This is a genomic window from Mesorhizobium sp. B2-4-17 (genome assembly GCF_006441275.1).
In the GTDB taxonomy this organism is placed as follows: Bacteria; Pseudomonadota; Alphaproteobacteria; order Rhizobiales; family Rhizobiaceae; genus Mesorhizobium.
The window spans coordinates 18,111-33,961 of sequence record NZ_VFUX01000025.1 but is presented as its reverse complement, the minus strand read 5'-3'; the positions used below and the strand labels follow the sequence as shown (position 1 = coordinate 33,961).

Sequence of the window (15,851 nt, the reverse complement as noted above, 5' to 3'; positions counted from 1 at the left end):
ACAAGTTGTCCATCGCATTCCAACGACCTTCTGCCAAAGTATTGATTTGATTGCTTTACGAGACTGGCACGTTTGTTGCGCTTCCATGTACCGATGCTAGGCCTACTGATGTTCGGCGTGCCGAACATCCCTGACGGACGAATCAGCGAAGGAGGCGAATGTGAACTGGGATCGCATCGAGGGAAACTGGAAGGCTGCCAAGGGCGCGCTCAAAGCGACTTGGGGCAAGCTGACCGACAATGATATCGACATCATCAACGGTGATCGAGAGAGATTGGAAGGTAAGCTTCAGGATCTCTACGGCTACGACAAAAACCAAGTGCGCAAGGAGGTGGACAAGTGGGCGAGAGAGGCCAATTGGAATTGAATCTTCGTTGACCGTCCTTCGAGAACAGTGTCGACCGGTGGCATCGCCCCAACGCGATATTTCGGATCGACACCGATACTGCGCCAAGGTGCTCTGTTCGATTTTGCCTCGCTAGTTCACATGGCGACCAATGCTTGTATCTTCCTGAACAGTTACTCGTCTGCCTGTCGCCGTGTCATGTATTCCAAAGAAGGCATGCGAAGTTTTTCGGGCGACCAGGCGACGATGTTGTTAGAAGGAATGTATGATGACCAAGGATCACCACGACGCCTCGCGAGGATCACAGGATGCCAGACGACATAAGTTCGACCATGCGACGCGCGATCAATGGCTCGATAGAGACGCGGCCCTAGAAGCAAAGTGGCGCGCCTCCAGCATGACACGAGAGGAGTTTATCAGCCACAATGAAGAATTGATCGACAGGGCGATCGCAGCCAAGCTCGGTCGAGATCAGCGAGATCACAAAGATTGATAGCACTGCGCAGAGCGATACTCGCTAGGTGATTGTAATTTCCGTTCGACGGAAGTGGTTGTGTCGAGGAGGAGTCGCGTGCGGGGAGGGGGGGATCGCGGCCGAGCTGACGATGATGATATCCAACACGGCAGGGCGGCCGCCGGAGCCCACGAGCCCGCCATCATGGATGGCCATGGTGCGATGAGCAAGGCAAGTCCAGTGAAGATCAGAAAGAACGATACCTGTCGTGTGAGTGGAGGCCTGCCGCTCCTCGAACTGACGATCGATGTCAACTGGCGGAGAGATCAGTCCGATCTGGGTCGAACTCGTGCCGGCGACCGGCTGCATTTACGAATCTGCAATCGGGCTGTCTCGATGTGGCCAGTCGCGAGGCCAGCAATCTTGCGACGCACGCCTCGATGAAATTTTCCGACAGGACCCGAGCGCGATTGGACAAGACGGAGATGCGGTAAATGAACAAGTATAGCGTCCGCGGCAAGTTGATTGAGTTGGCAGCGGCCGAACTGGACGGCGCGAGGACGGCATATACCGAGCACCTTCAGGCGAGCAAGCCGGCCGAAGATCAAGCGACCGTGGTGGACGATCAAGCTCAGGCCTGGTCGCAAGCGGAGCTCGCTGAAGACCTTGAGAAGATGCTCCGCGCCGCCGAAGCTAAGGTCGCGGCATTGAATGCGCTCGATTTCGGGCCGAAGGAATTCGTCGAGCCTGGCGCGATCGTAACCGTCAATGGCCGCCACTTCGTGATCGGCGTCTCTATGGACCACTTCACCTGCGAGGGGATCGAGCTAATAGGCCTCTCACCGCTCGCGCCATTCTATCAGGCGATCGATGGATTGGAGAAATCCGACATCGTCGAGTTTGGCGTCCACAAAGTGAAAATTGAAGAAATCATCTGAGTAATTCATCTGTGCAATACGTCCCGTTCACCCGGCGATATGAGGGCAGTTCATGACCAGGATAGCGATCGTCTATTTCAGCGGATATGGCCACACCGCTAAGCAGGCCGAAGCTGTGCAGCATGGTGCTGCCGCTGCGGGTGCGGAGGTGACGATGTTCCGGATCGACGCGAATGGCGACCTGCCGGAGATCACCTTCGACACCCTGGCCGCGCAAGACGCGATAATTTACGGCTCTCCGACCTATATGGGCGGACCGGCCTGGCAATTCATCAAGTTTGCCGATGCCAGTTCCAAGCCTTGGTTCACGCAGGCGCTCAAGGACAAGGTAGCGGCCGGTTTCACCAATTCCGCGTCGGTGAACGGCGATAAGTCCTCCACTATGCTCTTCTTCTTCACCCTCTCCCAGCAACACGGCCAAATCTGGGTAGGCACCGGCCTGATGCCGGCCAACAATAAGGAGGCAGGACCCGACGACGTGAACTGGACGGCCGGTTTTGCGGGCGCGCTGGCGATTTCGCCTTCCGACGCCTCGCCGGAGGAAGCTCCGCGGCAGGGCGACCTTGAAACTGCGCGTCTGCTCGGCAAGCGCGTTGCTGAGGTGGCGGCCAAGCTGCGAGAATAGCGCATCGTCTCGCACGCCACGGGAAATCGCGGGCTTCGTCGGGTCGCGATGCGCCTCATGTGGGATTGCAATCATCATCAGCACGTTCAGGTGAACGCAGGGAGGTACAAATGACCAAGCACAAAGTCGACTATCTCACCGGCAGCCTCGCGCGCGAATCCATCAACCGCAAGCTCGCGAAGGCGCTGGTGCAGCTTGCCCCGCCGCAACTCGATATGTCGGAGATCTCCTTCAAGGACTTGCCACTCTACAGCTACGACTACGACGCCGACTTTCCGGCGGTCGCCCGCGCCTTCAAGGATGCTATCGAATTCCAGGCAGCGCTCTCGCCTTGCAACAATGCGGATCATCGGCTGACCTTGAGCCATCGATGATCCCTGCCGGACACTCTCTACTCGTGGTCACGACAACTGGGGCGGCCGGATCCGAGAGTGATGCGCGAACCTGGTCGATGATGATCGCAACAGAAGCGCATGCGGCTTTCTATCGTGGCTCAACGGGCGGAAACATCTGACGAAGGTCAAAGTCGATGGTGACCAACGTCACGTGGAACGGCGAAGGACCCATCAGGCGACGACATGGACAACGCGTCTTTCCTACGCGGACATGTTGTCCAAAATTTCCCGAAGCCTACTTGTAAGCCATTGATATCGCGGCGCACGCCAATTGGCATGCGTATTGCTGCCAGGTTCTCAGTTCCGGCCTGCCGTTCCAGGGAGTTCGCTATGTCACGACACAACGAGATGCCACCTGTGCCGCCCGCCAGTCGCAGCCCGAAAGGGGTGGGAGGAAGTCCGAAAAACAAGAAGGAAACGATATCCGAAAAGAGGATCGACAACCCGTCGGAACAGGGCGAAATCGGCAACATCCGACTAAACACGACGAATGCCGGCTTCTTTCATGGTCGCAGAGTGAAATAAGCTCGCATATCAAGCGTGCCGAGACAGCTATGATCATCGCCTATCTTTTCGACCCACTTTGCGGCTGGTGCTATGGCGCCACGCCGATGCTGGACAGACTTGCCGCGAGCGGTGTCGCGATCGACGCGCTGCCGACCGGTCTCTTCTCGGGGGCCGGCGCCCGGCCGCTGGATGCGGGTTTTGCCGCTCATGCCTGGACCAGCGACCAGCGCATCAAGCAACTGAGCGGTCAGCCTTTCAGCCAGGCCTATCTGGACAATGTTCTGAACGCGCGAGGCACGCTGCTCGATTCCGCCACCGCCACGCTAGGCATCTGCGCCGCCGGTTTCAAGGATTCGCAGCGCCGGCTACCGGCGCTGAAGGCGATCCAGCATGCCCGCTACGTCGACGGCCGCGATATCGTGACCAAACGGGGCGTGGCCGAGGTTCTGGAAGACGCCGACATGGCGGATGCTGCAAGGCTTGTGGCGGCGCCGACGGAAGAATTCCTGGTGGCTCATCATGACCTGCTCGGTTGTGGTCGCGCGCTGTTCCAGCGATTGCATGCTGAGGGCACACCGGCGCTCGCCGTGATCCGCAACGGAGCGCCGCGTCTCATCGACGCGAATGCGCTCTACGGCAGTTTTAACAGTCTGGTCGCCAGGATCCAGGCGGCCTGACCTTCGGTCTTCCTCCCGAGCCGAAGCCTCTAGGGCGGTTCACCGTTTTACGAAACGGCGAACCGCCCTCTCTTTGATTTGCCCTCTCTTTGATTTAACGCAATTCCGGACGAATGGCTGCGGCGCCTGTCCGATCACGGTTTTCCTGGAATTCCTTAGAGCACGGGCGCCGTCATGCCCACGGCGTTCTGCACCAGGCGCGTATGGAGCGGCCAGGCCGTGACGACATCGAGCGCGACCGGCAGCGATACGTCGAGATAACCCTGCTGGCGGGCTCGGACCGCGGCGACGACGCCTTCGTCCGCCACCAGCAGGTTGTTCTCGAAGTTCAGCTGCATGCTGCGCCGGTCGATATTGGCCGACCCAATCAGCGCGGTCTTCCTGTCGATGGTCATCGATTTGGTGTGCAACAGCCCTAGGGGATACTCATAGACGCTTACGCCATTGACGAGCAGCTCCGCATAGCAACTGCGGCTCGTATTTTTCACCAGCCATGAATCGTTGCGTTCAGGGAAGATGATCGTCGTCTCGACGCCTCGGCGCGGGGCGGCACACACGGCGCGCAGGACCGCCTCATCAGGCACGAAGTAAGGCGTCGTGATCACCAGTTCCTGGCGTGCGGAATAGATCGCGTCAACGAAGGAGTTGGACATGGCATTGCCGGGCGTCGTCGGTCCGGTGCCGTACATCTGCGCCACGCTCCCCGGCTGGAAGCGCTCCGGCGCGGGCTCAGCCGCGGCAAGCCCTTCCAGCGGCTCGCCGGTTTCGGCGATCCATGTGCATAGAAACAGATACTGCGCCTGACGCGCCACCGGCCCTTCGCAACGCAGGAAGATGTCCACCCAGGGCGCATACTTCGCCTTTATGCGGAATGCCGGATCCGCGCAGTTCTGGCTGCCGCAATAGGCGATACGATTGTCGATGATGACGATCTTGCGATGGTTGCGCAGGTCGACGCGGCCCACGGCCAAGTGCCCCAAGCGTGGAATGTCGTTCAACGTGGCGACCAGCAGCACACCGGCTTCGCGCAATTGCCGCCAGCGTGGACCGCGGGTGAACGCACGCGACCCCAGCGCGTCCACCATCACCCGGCAGCGCACGCCGCGCCGTGCCGCATCGGCGACGGCGTGGGCGACTTTGCCGCCGTTGTTGTCGTCGAGCCAGATATAGAAGCTGATGTGCACATGCTCCCTTGCCTGTTCGATATCCCTTACCAGCGAGTCGATTGCGCTGTCAGAATCGAGCGTCGGCTGGTCGTTGGACGCCTCGGGATCGCCAAGAAGCAAGATGCGGTTGTCCGCCACCGGGGGCAGCCCATTGATGGACCGGCAAAGCTCGAATTGACCCGCCACTTCCGGCTCGATGACCACCGGCGCATAGGCCGCATGGTTGGGCCGGACGGTTCGGTCTTCCGCCGCCTTCAGCCGTCGCGCCCGCCTGCGTCCGATGCTGGTCTCGCCGAGGAACAGATAGGCAATGACGCCAAGCAGCGGCAGCAGCATGATGACAGCCACCCAGGCTACCCGGGCGGCAGGTGTGCGGTTGGCGCGGGTGATCGCGCGCGCCACCGTGATTAGGTGTACGACGAACAGCGGCAGGCCAGACAGAGCTTGCATGCCCGTGTGAACCGCGCCCGATAACGACACCATCGCGCCCTTCGTTTCAGCTACTGTGTCGGCAAGCTAGCGCGCTGCGGTCAGGGACGACAATCGCCGGGTTGCGGTCTTGACGTCCGAACCGCCCGTTTGCTCGCCGTCAGCGGAATTCGAACGCGCCTCGCATCCGCCCACAAACCGGGGATGCCCCGCAACCTGCCGGGCAGGGGACTTCGCCTCGGAATGGTAGGTTGTCCGATCCGAGGTCGGCGCTGCCGGCAGAATGACAGGCACCTCTTCAGTGGCCTGCCCGGAGCATCATTCGTGCCAGTTCTCCACGTCGTGGAATATCAAAGGCTTACGCTCTGTTCGACTTCATCCCGAGGACATTTTGTCCAATCATGACAGACAAATTGTCTATAGATTTCAATAGGATAATATGTTTTAAGTATGATTTTCACGGGTCTACGGAGCGCTTCGCGAAATGGCCGACACCAAGCCGCTTTATAAGACGTATCACCATCCGGCTGGCGGCTGGGGAGCAGCGGCGGCAACAGCGAAAGTGCTGCTCGAGCAAAGCGTCGTCACCAAGGGTTCGCGGGCGCTGCTTGCGATGAACCAGCCGGGCGGCTTCAAATGTCCGAGTTGCGCCTTTCCCGACGCGGATTGCAAGAAGACGCTCGAGTTCTGCGAGAATGGCGCCAAGGCACTGGCGTTCGAGGCAACGAAACGGCGCGTGACCCGGGAGTTCTTCGAAAAGCACACCGTGTCGGAGCTTATGGAACAGTCGGATTACTGGCTCGAGATGCAGGGGCGCCTGACGGAGCCCATGCGCTACGATGCTGCGTCCGACCGATACGTGCCGTGCGACTGGGACGCGGCGTTTGCGATGATCGGCGATCATCTGCGGGCGCTCGAAAGTCCCCATCACGCGGAATTCTATACATCCGGCCGCACGCCGAACGAGGCGGCGTTCCTCTATGCCATTTTCATTCGGGAATTCGGGACCAACAACTTTCCGGATTGCTCGAACATGTGCCACGAGCCGACGAGCCGCGGCCTACCGCCCGCTATCGGCGTCGGCAAGGGGACCGTGGTTCTCGAGGACTTCGAGCACGCAGAGGCCATATTCGTGATCGGGCAGAATACCGGGACGAATTCGCCACGCATGATGACCAATCTGGTCGAGGCCCGGAAGCGCGGGGTTCCGATCGTTGCCGTCAACCCCATGCCCGAGCGCGCGCTGATACGCTTCACCGAGCCCCAAGACGTCGTGCAGATGGCGACCTTTGGTTCAACGGCTATCGCGAGCGAATTCGTTCACATCCGCATCGGCGGCGACCTCGCATTGATCAAGGGCATGATGAAGGTGATCTTCGAGCGCGAAGCTCAAGGCGAGAAGATCATCGACACCGACTTCATCGACAAGCACACCGTCGGGCTGGACGCCATCCGCGAAGATGCCATGGCCCAGGAATGGTCCGACATCGTCAGGATTTCCGGATTGGAAGAAGCCCAGATTCGCCGCTGCGCCGAAATCTACATCCGCTCGCGCGCGACCATGATTTGCTACGGCATGGGCCTTACCCAGCACCAGCAGGGATCCCGCCTCCTGCAGCAAGTGGCCAATCTCCTCCTGCTTCGCGGCAACTTCGGCAAGCCTGGCGCAGGCATTTCGCCCATTCGCGGCCATTCCAACGTCCAGGGCGATCGTACGGTGGGAATCGATGAAAAGCCCACGCAAGACTATCTGGACCGCGTCCGCGATGTTTTCGGGTTCGAACCGCCACGCGAACATGGGCACCACACGATAGAGACCATCGAAGCGATGGAAAAAGGCACCGCCAAGGTCTTTATCGGGATGGGCGGCAATTTCGTTCGCGCGATTCCCGACACTGAAAGATCCTACGCGGCGATGCGCAAACTGGCACTGACGGTGGGAATTGCGACGAAGCTCAATCGCGGGCACATCGTGCACGGCCGCGACGCGCTTATCCTGCCGGTTGTCTCGCGTTCCGAATGGATCAGGACGTCGGCTGGCGAACAGTTCGTCACCATCGAAGACTCCATGTCGAACGTTACTGCGTCACGCGGCGTGCTGGCGCCCGCCACCCCGCATCTGCTTCCGGAAGTGGAGATCGTTTGCCGGATGGCGCTTGCCACGCTGCCCGACAGCAAAGTGTCGTGGGAAGACTATATCCACGACTACAATCTCATTCGGGACAAGATCGCCGCGGTTTATCCGGAGATCTACAGCGACTTTTCGGAGCGGATCAGAGATCCGAAAGGGTTTCACCTCGACGTGCCGCCACGCCGCCTCGTCTGGCCGACGCCAAACGGCAAGGCGAATTTCCTCCTCATGTCCGGTCTCGAGGTGAATGATCCGGTTTCCGACCCCGCGATGCTTCGGTTGGCGACCGTGCGTTCGCACGATCAGTTCAATACCACGATCTACAGCAACAATGATCGCTACCGCGGTGTCTACAACGACCGTATGGTGCTCTTCATGAACGCCGAGGATCGCACCGATAGAGGCATTGACGCGGGGGCGCGCGTCGCGCTGGAAACGATCAGCGATGACGGCCTCAAACGACAAGTCGACGGTCTGACGGTGTTGGATTATCCGATGCCGCGCGGGGCGGTTGCGGGATATTACCCCGAATTGAACCCGCTCCTGCCTCTCGATTATTACGACAGGATCAGCGGTACACCGGCCGCCAAATCCATCCCTGTTCGGGTCGTTGCCACCTGAACGAGGCTGATCTGTCGATCAGGAAAGAATGACTTCGATGGTTGCACCCATCGAGGCGACGTGTTTGGATTGTCTGAGGAGGAAGGATGTTGCTCGATCAACTCGATCCGGTGATTCTGGCGCGTGCGCAGTTTGCGTTCACCATTTCCTTCCACTTCATCTTCCCGGCGTTTTCGATCGGGACTGCGAGCTACCTGATGGTACTCGAAGGGCTCTGGTTGAAAACCGGTCAGGGCGTCTACGCCAACCTCTATCGCTATTGGCTCAAGATCTTCGCCGTCGCTTTCGGCATGGGGGTCGTGTCGGGTCTGGTCATGTCCTACCAGTTCGGAACGAACTGGTCGGTGTTTTCCAACAAGGCCGGTTCCATAGTCGGTCCGCTCATGGCTTATGAGGTGTTGACCGCCTTCTTCCTCGAGGCAGGCTTTCTCGGCGTGATGCTGTTCGGCATGAGCAAGGTCGGAAAGAAGCTGCATTTCTTTGCCACCTGCATGGTGGCGCTCGGCACTCTGATCTCGGCAACCTGGATCATCGCCGTCAACAGTTGGATGCAGACGCCGGCGGGTTTTGCGATCAACGCCAAGGGCCAGTTCGTCCCCGCGGGCTCGTGGTTGCCGATCATTTTCACTGCGAGCTTTCCCTTCCGTCTCGTTCACACCGTGATTGCGGCATATCTCACCACCGCTTTCGTGGTGGGCGCCGTCGGTGCCTGGCATCTGCTTCGGGATCGCGCCAATCCCGGCGCGCGCAAGATGTTCTCGATGGCCATGTGGATGGCGGCGATCGTCGCGCCGATCCAGATACTGGCCGGAGACGCGCATGGGCTGAACACACTGGAGCATCAACCGGCGAAAGTGCTCGCCATGGAAGGTGATTATCAGCCGAGCCCCAATGGCGCGCCGCTCGTGCTGTTCGGCTTTCCGAGCAATGACGAGGCCCGCGTCCGCTATGAAATCTCAATCCCCCATATCGGATCCCTGATTCTCAAGCACGACCCCTATGCGCCACTACCAGGCCTCACTGACTACCCCCGAGATCAATGGCCTCCGGCACCCATCATATTCTGGTCGTTCCGTATCATGGTGGCGATCGGTTTTGCCATGCTTGGCATCGGCCTGTGGAGCCTCGCCGCCCGTTTGCGCGGCAGGCTATATGACTGGTCCTGGTTGCATCGCGCGGCTATCGTGATGGGACCGGTGGGCTTCGTCGCCGTGATCGCCGGTTGGGTGACGACCGAGGTCGGGCGGCAGCCCTTCACGGTATATGGCCTGTTGCGGACCGCGGACTCGCATTCGCCGCTCGCCGCTCCGGCGGTCGCCGCGTCGCTTATCGCGTTTGTCGTGGTCTATTTCTTCGCCTTCGGGGCAGGCACCTATTATCTGCTGCGCCTGATGGCCAAAGCGCCGGAGCGCGGCGAGACAGAGCCGGCCCACGTGCCGCAACGCGCGGCCGGCATCACGCCGGCGCTAGGCGTGGCTGCGTCCTCCTCGGCAAAGGGGTGATCGTCATGCTCGGTATTGATCTCACAATCGTCTGGGCAGCGATCATTGGGTTCGCTGTCGTGGCCTATGTCGTGATGGACGGTTTCGACCTCGGCATCGGCATCCTCTTCCCTACCCTGGAGGTGGGCGACGAGCGCGATCAGGCAATGAACTCGATCGCGCCCGTTTGGGACGGCAATGAAACATGGCTGGTCATGGGTGGCGGCGGGCTGCTCGCCGCTTTCCCGCTCGCCTATGCAATCATCCTGCCCGCGACCTATCCATTGATAATCGCGATGCTCCTGGGGCTCGTCTTCCGGGGTGTCGCCTTCGAGTTCCGATGGCGCGATCCGCGCCACCGTCCCTTGTGGGATGTGGCCTTCTCGGCGGGTTCGTTCGTGGCGGCGCTTGCGCAGGGGATCACGCTCGGCGCGATCCTGCAGGGGATCAACGTCGAGAACGATGCCTATGCCGGAGGCTGGCTCGACTGGCTGAGCCCATTCAGTCTGCTGACCGGTGTCGCCGTGGTGATCGGCTATGCCTTGCTTGGCGCAACCTGGTTGATCATGAAAACCGAAGGAACGAGCCAGCGCCAGGCGCGCCGCGCGGCATCGCTGCTTGGCGCCGCGACGCTGGTCGCGCTTGCGGCCGTGAGCATGGCTACCCCTTTCCTGCACTACGATTACTGGCGGCGCTGGTTCGCGCTGCCGGGCGTGCTGCTGACCGCCCAGGTACCCCTGCTGGTGGTCATCTGCTCCGCGACATTCTTCTGGAGCCTGAAGCGCGAGTTCGAGCGTACGCCGTTCTTCATGGCCCTGGCATTGTTTCTGCTAGGCTTCGTCGGGCTCGGGATCAGCATCTACCCCTATGTCGTGCCACGTGCGGTGACCATCTGGGAAGCGGCCGCACCGCCCGAGAGCCAAATTTTCATGCTGCCCGGCGCGCTCATCATCATTCCCGCGATCCTCGCCTACACTGGCTGGGCCTACTGGGTGTTCCGAGGCAAGGCGGGCATCCACGGCTATCACTGATGACCACGGACGTCCCCCTTTGGAAACGGCTTGCATGGATGGCCACAATCTGGGCGGCAAGCGTGGCGGCGCTTGGGCTCGTGGCCGGCGCGATGCGGCTTTGGCTCTCCGGCTGAGAGTGGTTGTCATGCGTCATTGCATTCTAGGTATTCGAGACCTGGGGGAGAGCGGCACTCCCGGTTGAACGGCGACAAAGCCAGCAACCGGTTGCGAGGGTCGATGCAAATGGAGCCAAATACGACAAGCTCGATTCCAGCGGCGCTTCGGGCATCGCTGATCGACATCTGGGCCTACGGCTTCCTCGGAATAACCGTCGGGCAACTCGTTCTCGCCATGCTCATCCTTTCGGCGGCGATGGCCGTGCGGCGGCTGTTCGGCTACGTGATACTGAAACAGATCCGCTATTGGTCAAAAAGGACGAGCAGCGTGATCGACGATGCCATCGTTGAAGCGTTGGCCCCGCCAATCCGGTTCATCCCGATTATCGTGGCGACCCTTGCAATCTCGACGTTTCTTGTTGTGCCACCGCAGGCGAAGGAGATCTTCGGCGAGATCAATCGCTCGCTGGTTGGCTTTTCGATCTTCTGGGGGCTTTTCGCAATCGTCGTGCCGGTGGGTGCGCTACTTGACGGCCGCAAGGCAGCCTTTAGTCGGGCCATGGTCGGCTGGGGCGTGCGGGTGGCCAAGGTTCTCGTCCTATCCTTGGGTGCAGCCGTCATCCTTGAAATCTGGGGTATCCGTGTCGGACCCTTCCTGGCGGGATTTGGGTTGGTCGGCGTCGCAGTTGCGCTCGGAGCGCAGGACCTGTTCAAGAACCTGATAGCCGGCATCTTCATCATCGGCGAGCAACGGTTCCGGAACGGCGACTGGATTCTGGTGGACGGCATTGTCGAGGGCACGGTTGAAGTCATCGGCCTTCGAACGACCAAAGTGCGGCGCTTCGACATGGCGCCGGTTTTCGTTCCCAATTCAAAATTGGCGGACAACGCGCTGACCAACTTTTCACAGATGACGTATCGGCGCATCTCCTGGATCATCGGCCTGGACTATCACACCACGGTCGACCAGTTCCGTCAGATCCGCGACGGTATCGAAAGCCACATCCTGGGCGATGGAGATTTCGTCCAACCTCCCGAGGCGCCGACCTTCGTGCGTATCGCCAGCTTCAGCACTTCTTCCATCGACGTCATGGTTTATTGTTTCACTCGCACCACCGAATGGGGCGAATGGCTCAAGATCAAGGAAGCGCTGGCCTACGCCCTCAAGGAGGTCGTTGCAAAGACCGGAGCAGATTTCGCCTCCCCAGGATCCGCCGTCTACGTCGAGACCATGCCGGCCGGCACCGAAGTCTTCCCGCTGCAACAGCAGCAGTCATCCGCAGCACGGCCCGGTCCGGCGGGACCTCAACCCTCGCAACCCACCACGCACAATGGCGACAAACCCGATGCCGTATCCAGACAGACAAAGTAGCGTCCCGGTTGCGGCCGTATGCACCATGCCGATGGTCTTACGGATTCGCGCGGGCGCTGTCCACGACAAGTGGCTTTTGCCGGGGAGGTTGTCGTGAGCGCAGTGCTGACTGATCCCAAACTGCATCGACGGCCATCGGCACGCCTTGTCGTTCATGCCGCGCTGGCCGGCAACATTGCCGTCGCGGCGACCAAGCTCGTGGCGGCCTTTGTCACGGGCAGCGCCGCGATGGCCAGCGAGGCTGTGCATTCGATCGTCGATTCCGGCAATGAGGGCTTGCTCCTCTACGGTTATCGCCGGGCAGCGCGACGACCGGACCTCATTCATCCATTGGGCTTTGGCAGGGAGCTCTATTTCTGGAGTTTCATCGTTGCACTGCTGCTGTTCGGGCTTGGCGCGGGCGTGTCGCTCTACCAGGGCGTCCAGCACGTCATTGCCCCGCGACCTGTGGAACAGGTCGTGGTCAGCTACGTCGTGCTCGGCCTGTCCTTCTTGTTCGAAAGCGCATCCTGGCTCGTCGCGTGGCGGACGTTTGCCAAGATCAGAGGCGATCTCGATTTCTGGGCGGCATTCAGGCAAAGCAAGGATCCGCCGGCGTTCATGGTGCTGTTCGAGGACAGCGCGGCACTTGTCGGCATCGCAATTGCCGCCGCTGGAATCATGGCTGCCGATGTGCTCGACATGCCGATCCTGGATGGTGTCGCTTCGATCCTGATCGGGCTTGTGCTTGCGATCACGGCGCTGCTGCTTGCGATCGAAAGCAAAAGCCTGCTGATCGGCGAGCGCGCTCCGCCGGCCCTCGTCGCGGCCATATGCCGGCTTGCCCAGGAACAGCCGGGCGTGGCGCACGCCAACAGCGCCTTGACCGCCCAGCTCGCGCCGGATCAGGCCATGGTTGCGCTCAGCATCGAGTTCGACAAATCGCTTGGCGCCGAGGAAATCGAGGCTTGCGTCGCCGCGATCGAAAGGCGCGTGCAACTCGCCCATCCCGACGTCGTCGCGCTCTTCGTCAAGCCTCAGACGTTGGAGCAATTCGAAAGCGCGCGAAAGCGGCGGTTCGGCGACTACGCATTTCCGGCCGCGCGGCCGTGACTGAGAAAGAGTTGGGCGAACAGGGGACAACGATTGACGTGGTCGAGCGACCATCCGCCTGATCGGCGGAATCAGCCGGCTGTCAAGCAAAGGGGCCTGACCGGCCTTGATCGCGCTGCAGGCGGCCGCGCGACCCGGCCAGGACATTGGCGCGGCGGCGGTCGGGATAGCCTCGCTGGTGATCTGGTGCCTCGTCCTGATCGTTTCAGTCAAATATGCCTTGCTGATCCTGCGCGCCGACAATCACGGCGAGGGCGGGGTGATGGCGATGCTTGCCTTGCTGGGCTCCCGCAACAGGCGGCGAGGTCGCGGACATGGCGCCCTGCTCGTGCTGGGCCTGGTCGGCGCCGCGCTGCTCTATGGCGACGGAGCGATAACACCCTCGATCTCCGTGCTGAGCGCGGTCGAAGGGCTCAAGCTTGACGCGCCCGGCCTCGAGCATGCGGTGATCCCCATAACACTCGCGATCCTGATCGCCCTTTTCCTGGCGCAGTCCAAGGGAACCGGATTCATCGGCCGGATTTTCGGCCCGATAATGTTGTGCTGGTTTGTCGCGATCGGCTTGCTGGGGTTGGTCGGCGTCGCCAGGGATCCGCAGGTTCTCAAGGCGCTGCTGCCATCCGAGGCGGTCGGGTTCGTGGCGCATGCGCCACTCGCTGTCAGCTTCGGCGTTCTGGGCGCAGCGTTCCTGGCGGTCACCGGCGGCGAGGCGATGTATGCCGACATGGGACATTTTGGCCGCAGCGCCATCCGCGCCGCCTGGTTTTTCGTCGCACTCCCGGCGCTGGTCCTCAATTACGTCGGGCAAGCCGCGCTGGTCGCGGCCGATCCCCAGGCCGCTTCGGGACCATTCTATGGACTTGCATCCGGCTGGGCGCATTATCCGCTGGTGATATTTGCGACCTTGGCAACCGTGATCGCATCGCAAGCGATTATCTCCGGCGTGTTTTCACTGACGCAGCAATCGGTGCAGCTCGGTTTCCTCCCACGCTTCCGGATCCTGCATACAGCCCGGGAGGAACATGGGCAGATTTACATTCCGGTGGCAAATTGGCTGCTTGCGACGGCGACGCTGGCAGCGGTGTTGATCTTCAAGTCGTCCGACGCGTTGGCAGGGGCGTACGGCATCGCCGTGTCGGGGCTGATGGTCATTTCGACCTTCCTGGCGGCGCTGGTGGCGATCAGATGGGGATACAATCCGACACTGGTCGTGCTGTTGAACGGCATGTTCATGCTGGTCGATCTCATCTTTCTTTCGGCCAACGCCCTGAAGCTGCTCGAGGGCGGGTGGTTCCCGCTGCTTATCGCCGGGGCCATCGCCTTCCTCATGCTGACATGGCGCAGCGGCCTCGAGCTTCTTGAGGCAGCGCGCGCCGAACGGCGTCTCGATGAAAAACGATTCATCGCCGCCCTTGAGGACAAGGCCGTCTGCCGGGTGCCCGGCACCGCCGCGTTTCTTTCCGCCGCGAGGACGGGCATCCCGCTGTCGCTTTCGATCCACCTCAGACACAACAAGGCATTGCAGGAGCGCGTCCTGCTCGTCTCGGTGGTTGTCGAAGAAATCCCGGTGATGGACGCCGACGACCGGGCTGTGGTCTCCGAATTGACGTCCGGTTTTGAGAGCGTCATCCTCAGGTTCGGATTTATGGAGATGCCCGACATACCGGGCGCGCTGGCAAAGGCGCGGGTGTGCGTTTCTCCGCACGAACTGCTGCAGACCAGCTATTATATTGGCCGCGAGACCGTAATTCCCGATGCGAATGTTCCAGGCATGTGGCGCTGGCGGGAAGCCATTTTCATGTGGATGCAGCGCAACTCGGCAACGACCGGCGCCTCGTTCGGCATCCCGTCCGGACAACTCGTCGAAATCGGGACCGAGATAAGAATCTAGCTTTACGCCCGGGAGCCCTGAAGCTCCGTCGAAACAGGAGGTACGGAGATGGCTGAGAAATATCGTTGGACGGATCCGGCCATGACGACGGTAGCCCGCGCGCCGGATGACCCGAACAACCAGGTTTCGATGGATGCGGCAGGCAACAAACCGCCCAAGGACATCCTGAATCTGGCGAACATCAGGCGGTCGAAGCTGCCGGGGGGAGACAATTCTCCGGAGTGGGTCCTCTACGGCGACAAGACGGGAGACGAATGACGCTCCTCCCGTCGGTCCCGTTGCTTCGAAGTCGGTGGACGCTGGCGACACTTGAAACCGGATCGCACAGTCATTGCCGCATGTATTGCAGGTAGATGAAGTGGCCGCTGCCGATGCGGCATTCCTCATGCGCGGATTGCTCAGGGTTGTCAGGACAAATTGTCCGTCGCGGCCGGACATTTTGATCATGCTCGCCACGACTGTATCGACAATCGGTTGATATCGCTGCCGTTCGGGATTGGCACGTGCATTGCTTATGCATTGTTGTGGTTGCCGCAAATGGAAGCGCGAGCGCCCGTGACGGCCCGTCGGCCATAATCGGTGCTCACGCGGAATCCG

General features: G+C 60.8%; 15 protein-coding genes and 1 pseudogene. 14 read left to right on the top strand and 2 right to left on the bottom strand.

The genetic code is table 11. The annotated features are described in order from the left end of the window. The first annotated feature begins 160 nt into the window (after positions 1–160). Complete coding sequence (locus FJ548_RS19975; protein ID WP_140609762.1) at positions 161–367, top strand: CsbD family protein; 207 nt, start codon at positions 161–163, stop codon at positions 365–367. 244 nt (positions 368–611) lie between these two features. Beyond that, on the top strand, positions 612–839 hold the full coding sequence (locus FJ548_RS19970; protein WP_140778783.1) for a hypothetical protein: 228 nt from the start codon (positions 612–614) through the stop codon (positions 837–839). A 24-nt stretch (positions 840–863) separates the two neighbouring features. Here the strand turns inward: FJ548_RS19970 and FJ548_RS19965 are convergent, their stop codons facing one another. Next, the gene (locus FJ548_RS19965; RefSeq protein ID WP_140778782.1) at positions 864–1,169 is read right to left on the bottom strand and encodes a hypothetical protein; all 306 of its coding nucleotides are present in this window, start codon (positions 1,167–1,169) and stop codon (positions 864–866) included. Between the two features lie 125 nt (positions 1,170–1,294). On the opposite strand from FJ548_RS19965, the gene FJ548_RS19960 reads away from it, so the two are divergent. The 4 genes and pseudogenes from FJ548_RS19960 to FJ548_RS19945 all read left to right on the top strand — a co-directional run bounded on the left by FJ548_RS19960 (position 1,295) and on the right by FJ548_RS19945 (position 3,942). Then, positions 1,295–1,738 (top strand): hypothetical protein, encoded by a 444-nt coding sequence (locus FJ548_RS19960; protein ID WP_140778781.1) that lies wholly within the window; start codon positions 1,295–1,297, stop codon positions 1,736–1,738. Between the two features lie 52 nt (positions 1,739–1,790). Further along, the gene (locus FJ548_RS19955) at positions 1,791–2,363 is read left to right on the top strand and encodes a flavodoxin family protein (protein WP_140778780.1); all 573 of its coding nucleotides are present in this window, start codon (positions 1,791–1,793) and stop codon (positions 2,361–2,363) included. Positions 2,364–2,473: 110 nt separating this feature from the next. Continuing rightward, positions 2,474–2,671 (top strand): annotated as a pseudogene (locus FJ548_RS19950) (ACP phosphodiesterase); the annotation flags it as partial. 641 nt (positions 2,672–3,312) lie between these two features. Continuing rightward, a complete protein-coding gene (locus FJ548_RS19945) occupies positions 3,313–3,942 on the top strand; it encodes a DsbA family protein (protein ID WP_140778779.1) in 630 nt (209 codons plus the stop codon). Between the two features lie 155 nt (positions 3,943–4,097). Here FJ548_RS19945 and cls read toward each other — a convergent pair whose 3' ends face one another. Further along, positions 4,098–5,558 (bottom strand): cardiolipin synthase, encoded by a 1,461-nt coding sequence (cls, locus tag FJ548_RS19940; RefSeq protein ID WP_140778778.1) that lies wholly within the window; start codon positions 5,556–5,558, stop codon positions 4,098–4,100. A gap of 463 nt (positions 5,559–6,021) precedes the next feature. Between cls and FJ548_RS19935 the strand changes: the two genes are divergently transcribed. The 8 genes from FJ548_RS19935 to FJ548_RS19900 all read left to right on the top strand — a co-directional run bounded on the left by FJ548_RS19935 (position 6,022) and on the right by FJ548_RS19900 (position 15,512). Continuing rightward, complete coding sequence (locus FJ548_RS19935) at positions 6,022–8,289, top strand: FdhF/YdeP family oxidoreductase (RefSeq protein ID WP_140778777.1); 2,268 nt, start codon at positions 6,022–6,024, stop codon at positions 8,287–8,289. Between the two features lie 89 nt (positions 8,290–8,378). Next, complete coding sequence (locus FJ548_RS19930) at positions 8,379–9,791, top strand: cytochrome ubiquinol oxidase subunit I (protein ID WP_181168858.1); 1,413 nt, start codon at positions 8,379–8,381, stop codon at positions 9,789–9,791. 5 nt (positions 9,792–9,796) lie between these two features. After that, entirely contained in the window at positions 9,797–10,801 is a 1,005-nt protein-coding gene (gene cydB / locus FJ548_RS19925; protein ID WP_140609768.1) for a cytochrome d ubiquinol oxidase subunit II, read from the top strand. Then, positions 10,801–10,917, top strand: coding sequence for a DUF2474 family protein (locus FJ548_RS30760; protein WP_140609769.1), 117 nt, complete (start codon positions 10,801–10,803; stop codon positions 10,915–10,917). The genes cydB and FJ548_RS30760 overlap by 1 nt, the downstream gene beginning before the upstream one ends. 64 nt (positions 10,918–10,981) lie before the next feature. Then, positions 10,982–12,271 (top strand): mechanosensitive ion channel family protein, encoded by a 1,290-nt coding sequence (locus FJ548_RS19915; protein ID WP_210242683.1) that lies wholly within the window; start codon positions 10,982–10,984, stop codon positions 12,269–12,271. A 93-nt stretch (positions 12,272–12,364) separates the two neighbouring features. Then, the gene (locus FJ548_RS19910; RefSeq protein WP_246671488.1) at positions 12,365–13,363 is read left to right on the top strand and encodes a cation diffusion facilitator family transporter; all 999 of its coding nucleotides are present in this window, start codon (positions 12,365–12,367) and stop codon (positions 13,361–13,363) included. A 106-nt stretch (positions 13,364–13,469) separates the two neighbouring features. After that, complete coding sequence (locus tag FJ548_RS19905; RefSeq protein ID WP_140778775.1) at positions 13,470–15,254, top strand: KUP/HAK/KT family potassium transporter; 1,785 nt, start codon at positions 13,470–13,472, stop codon at positions 15,252–15,254. A 48-nt stretch (positions 15,255–15,302) separates the two neighbouring features. Then, a complete protein-coding gene (locus tag FJ548_RS19900) occupies positions 15,303–15,512 on the top strand; it encodes a hypothetical protein (protein WP_140609771.1) in 210 nt (69 codons plus the stop codon). The last annotated feature ends 339 nt before the right edge of the window (positions 15,513–15,851 follow it).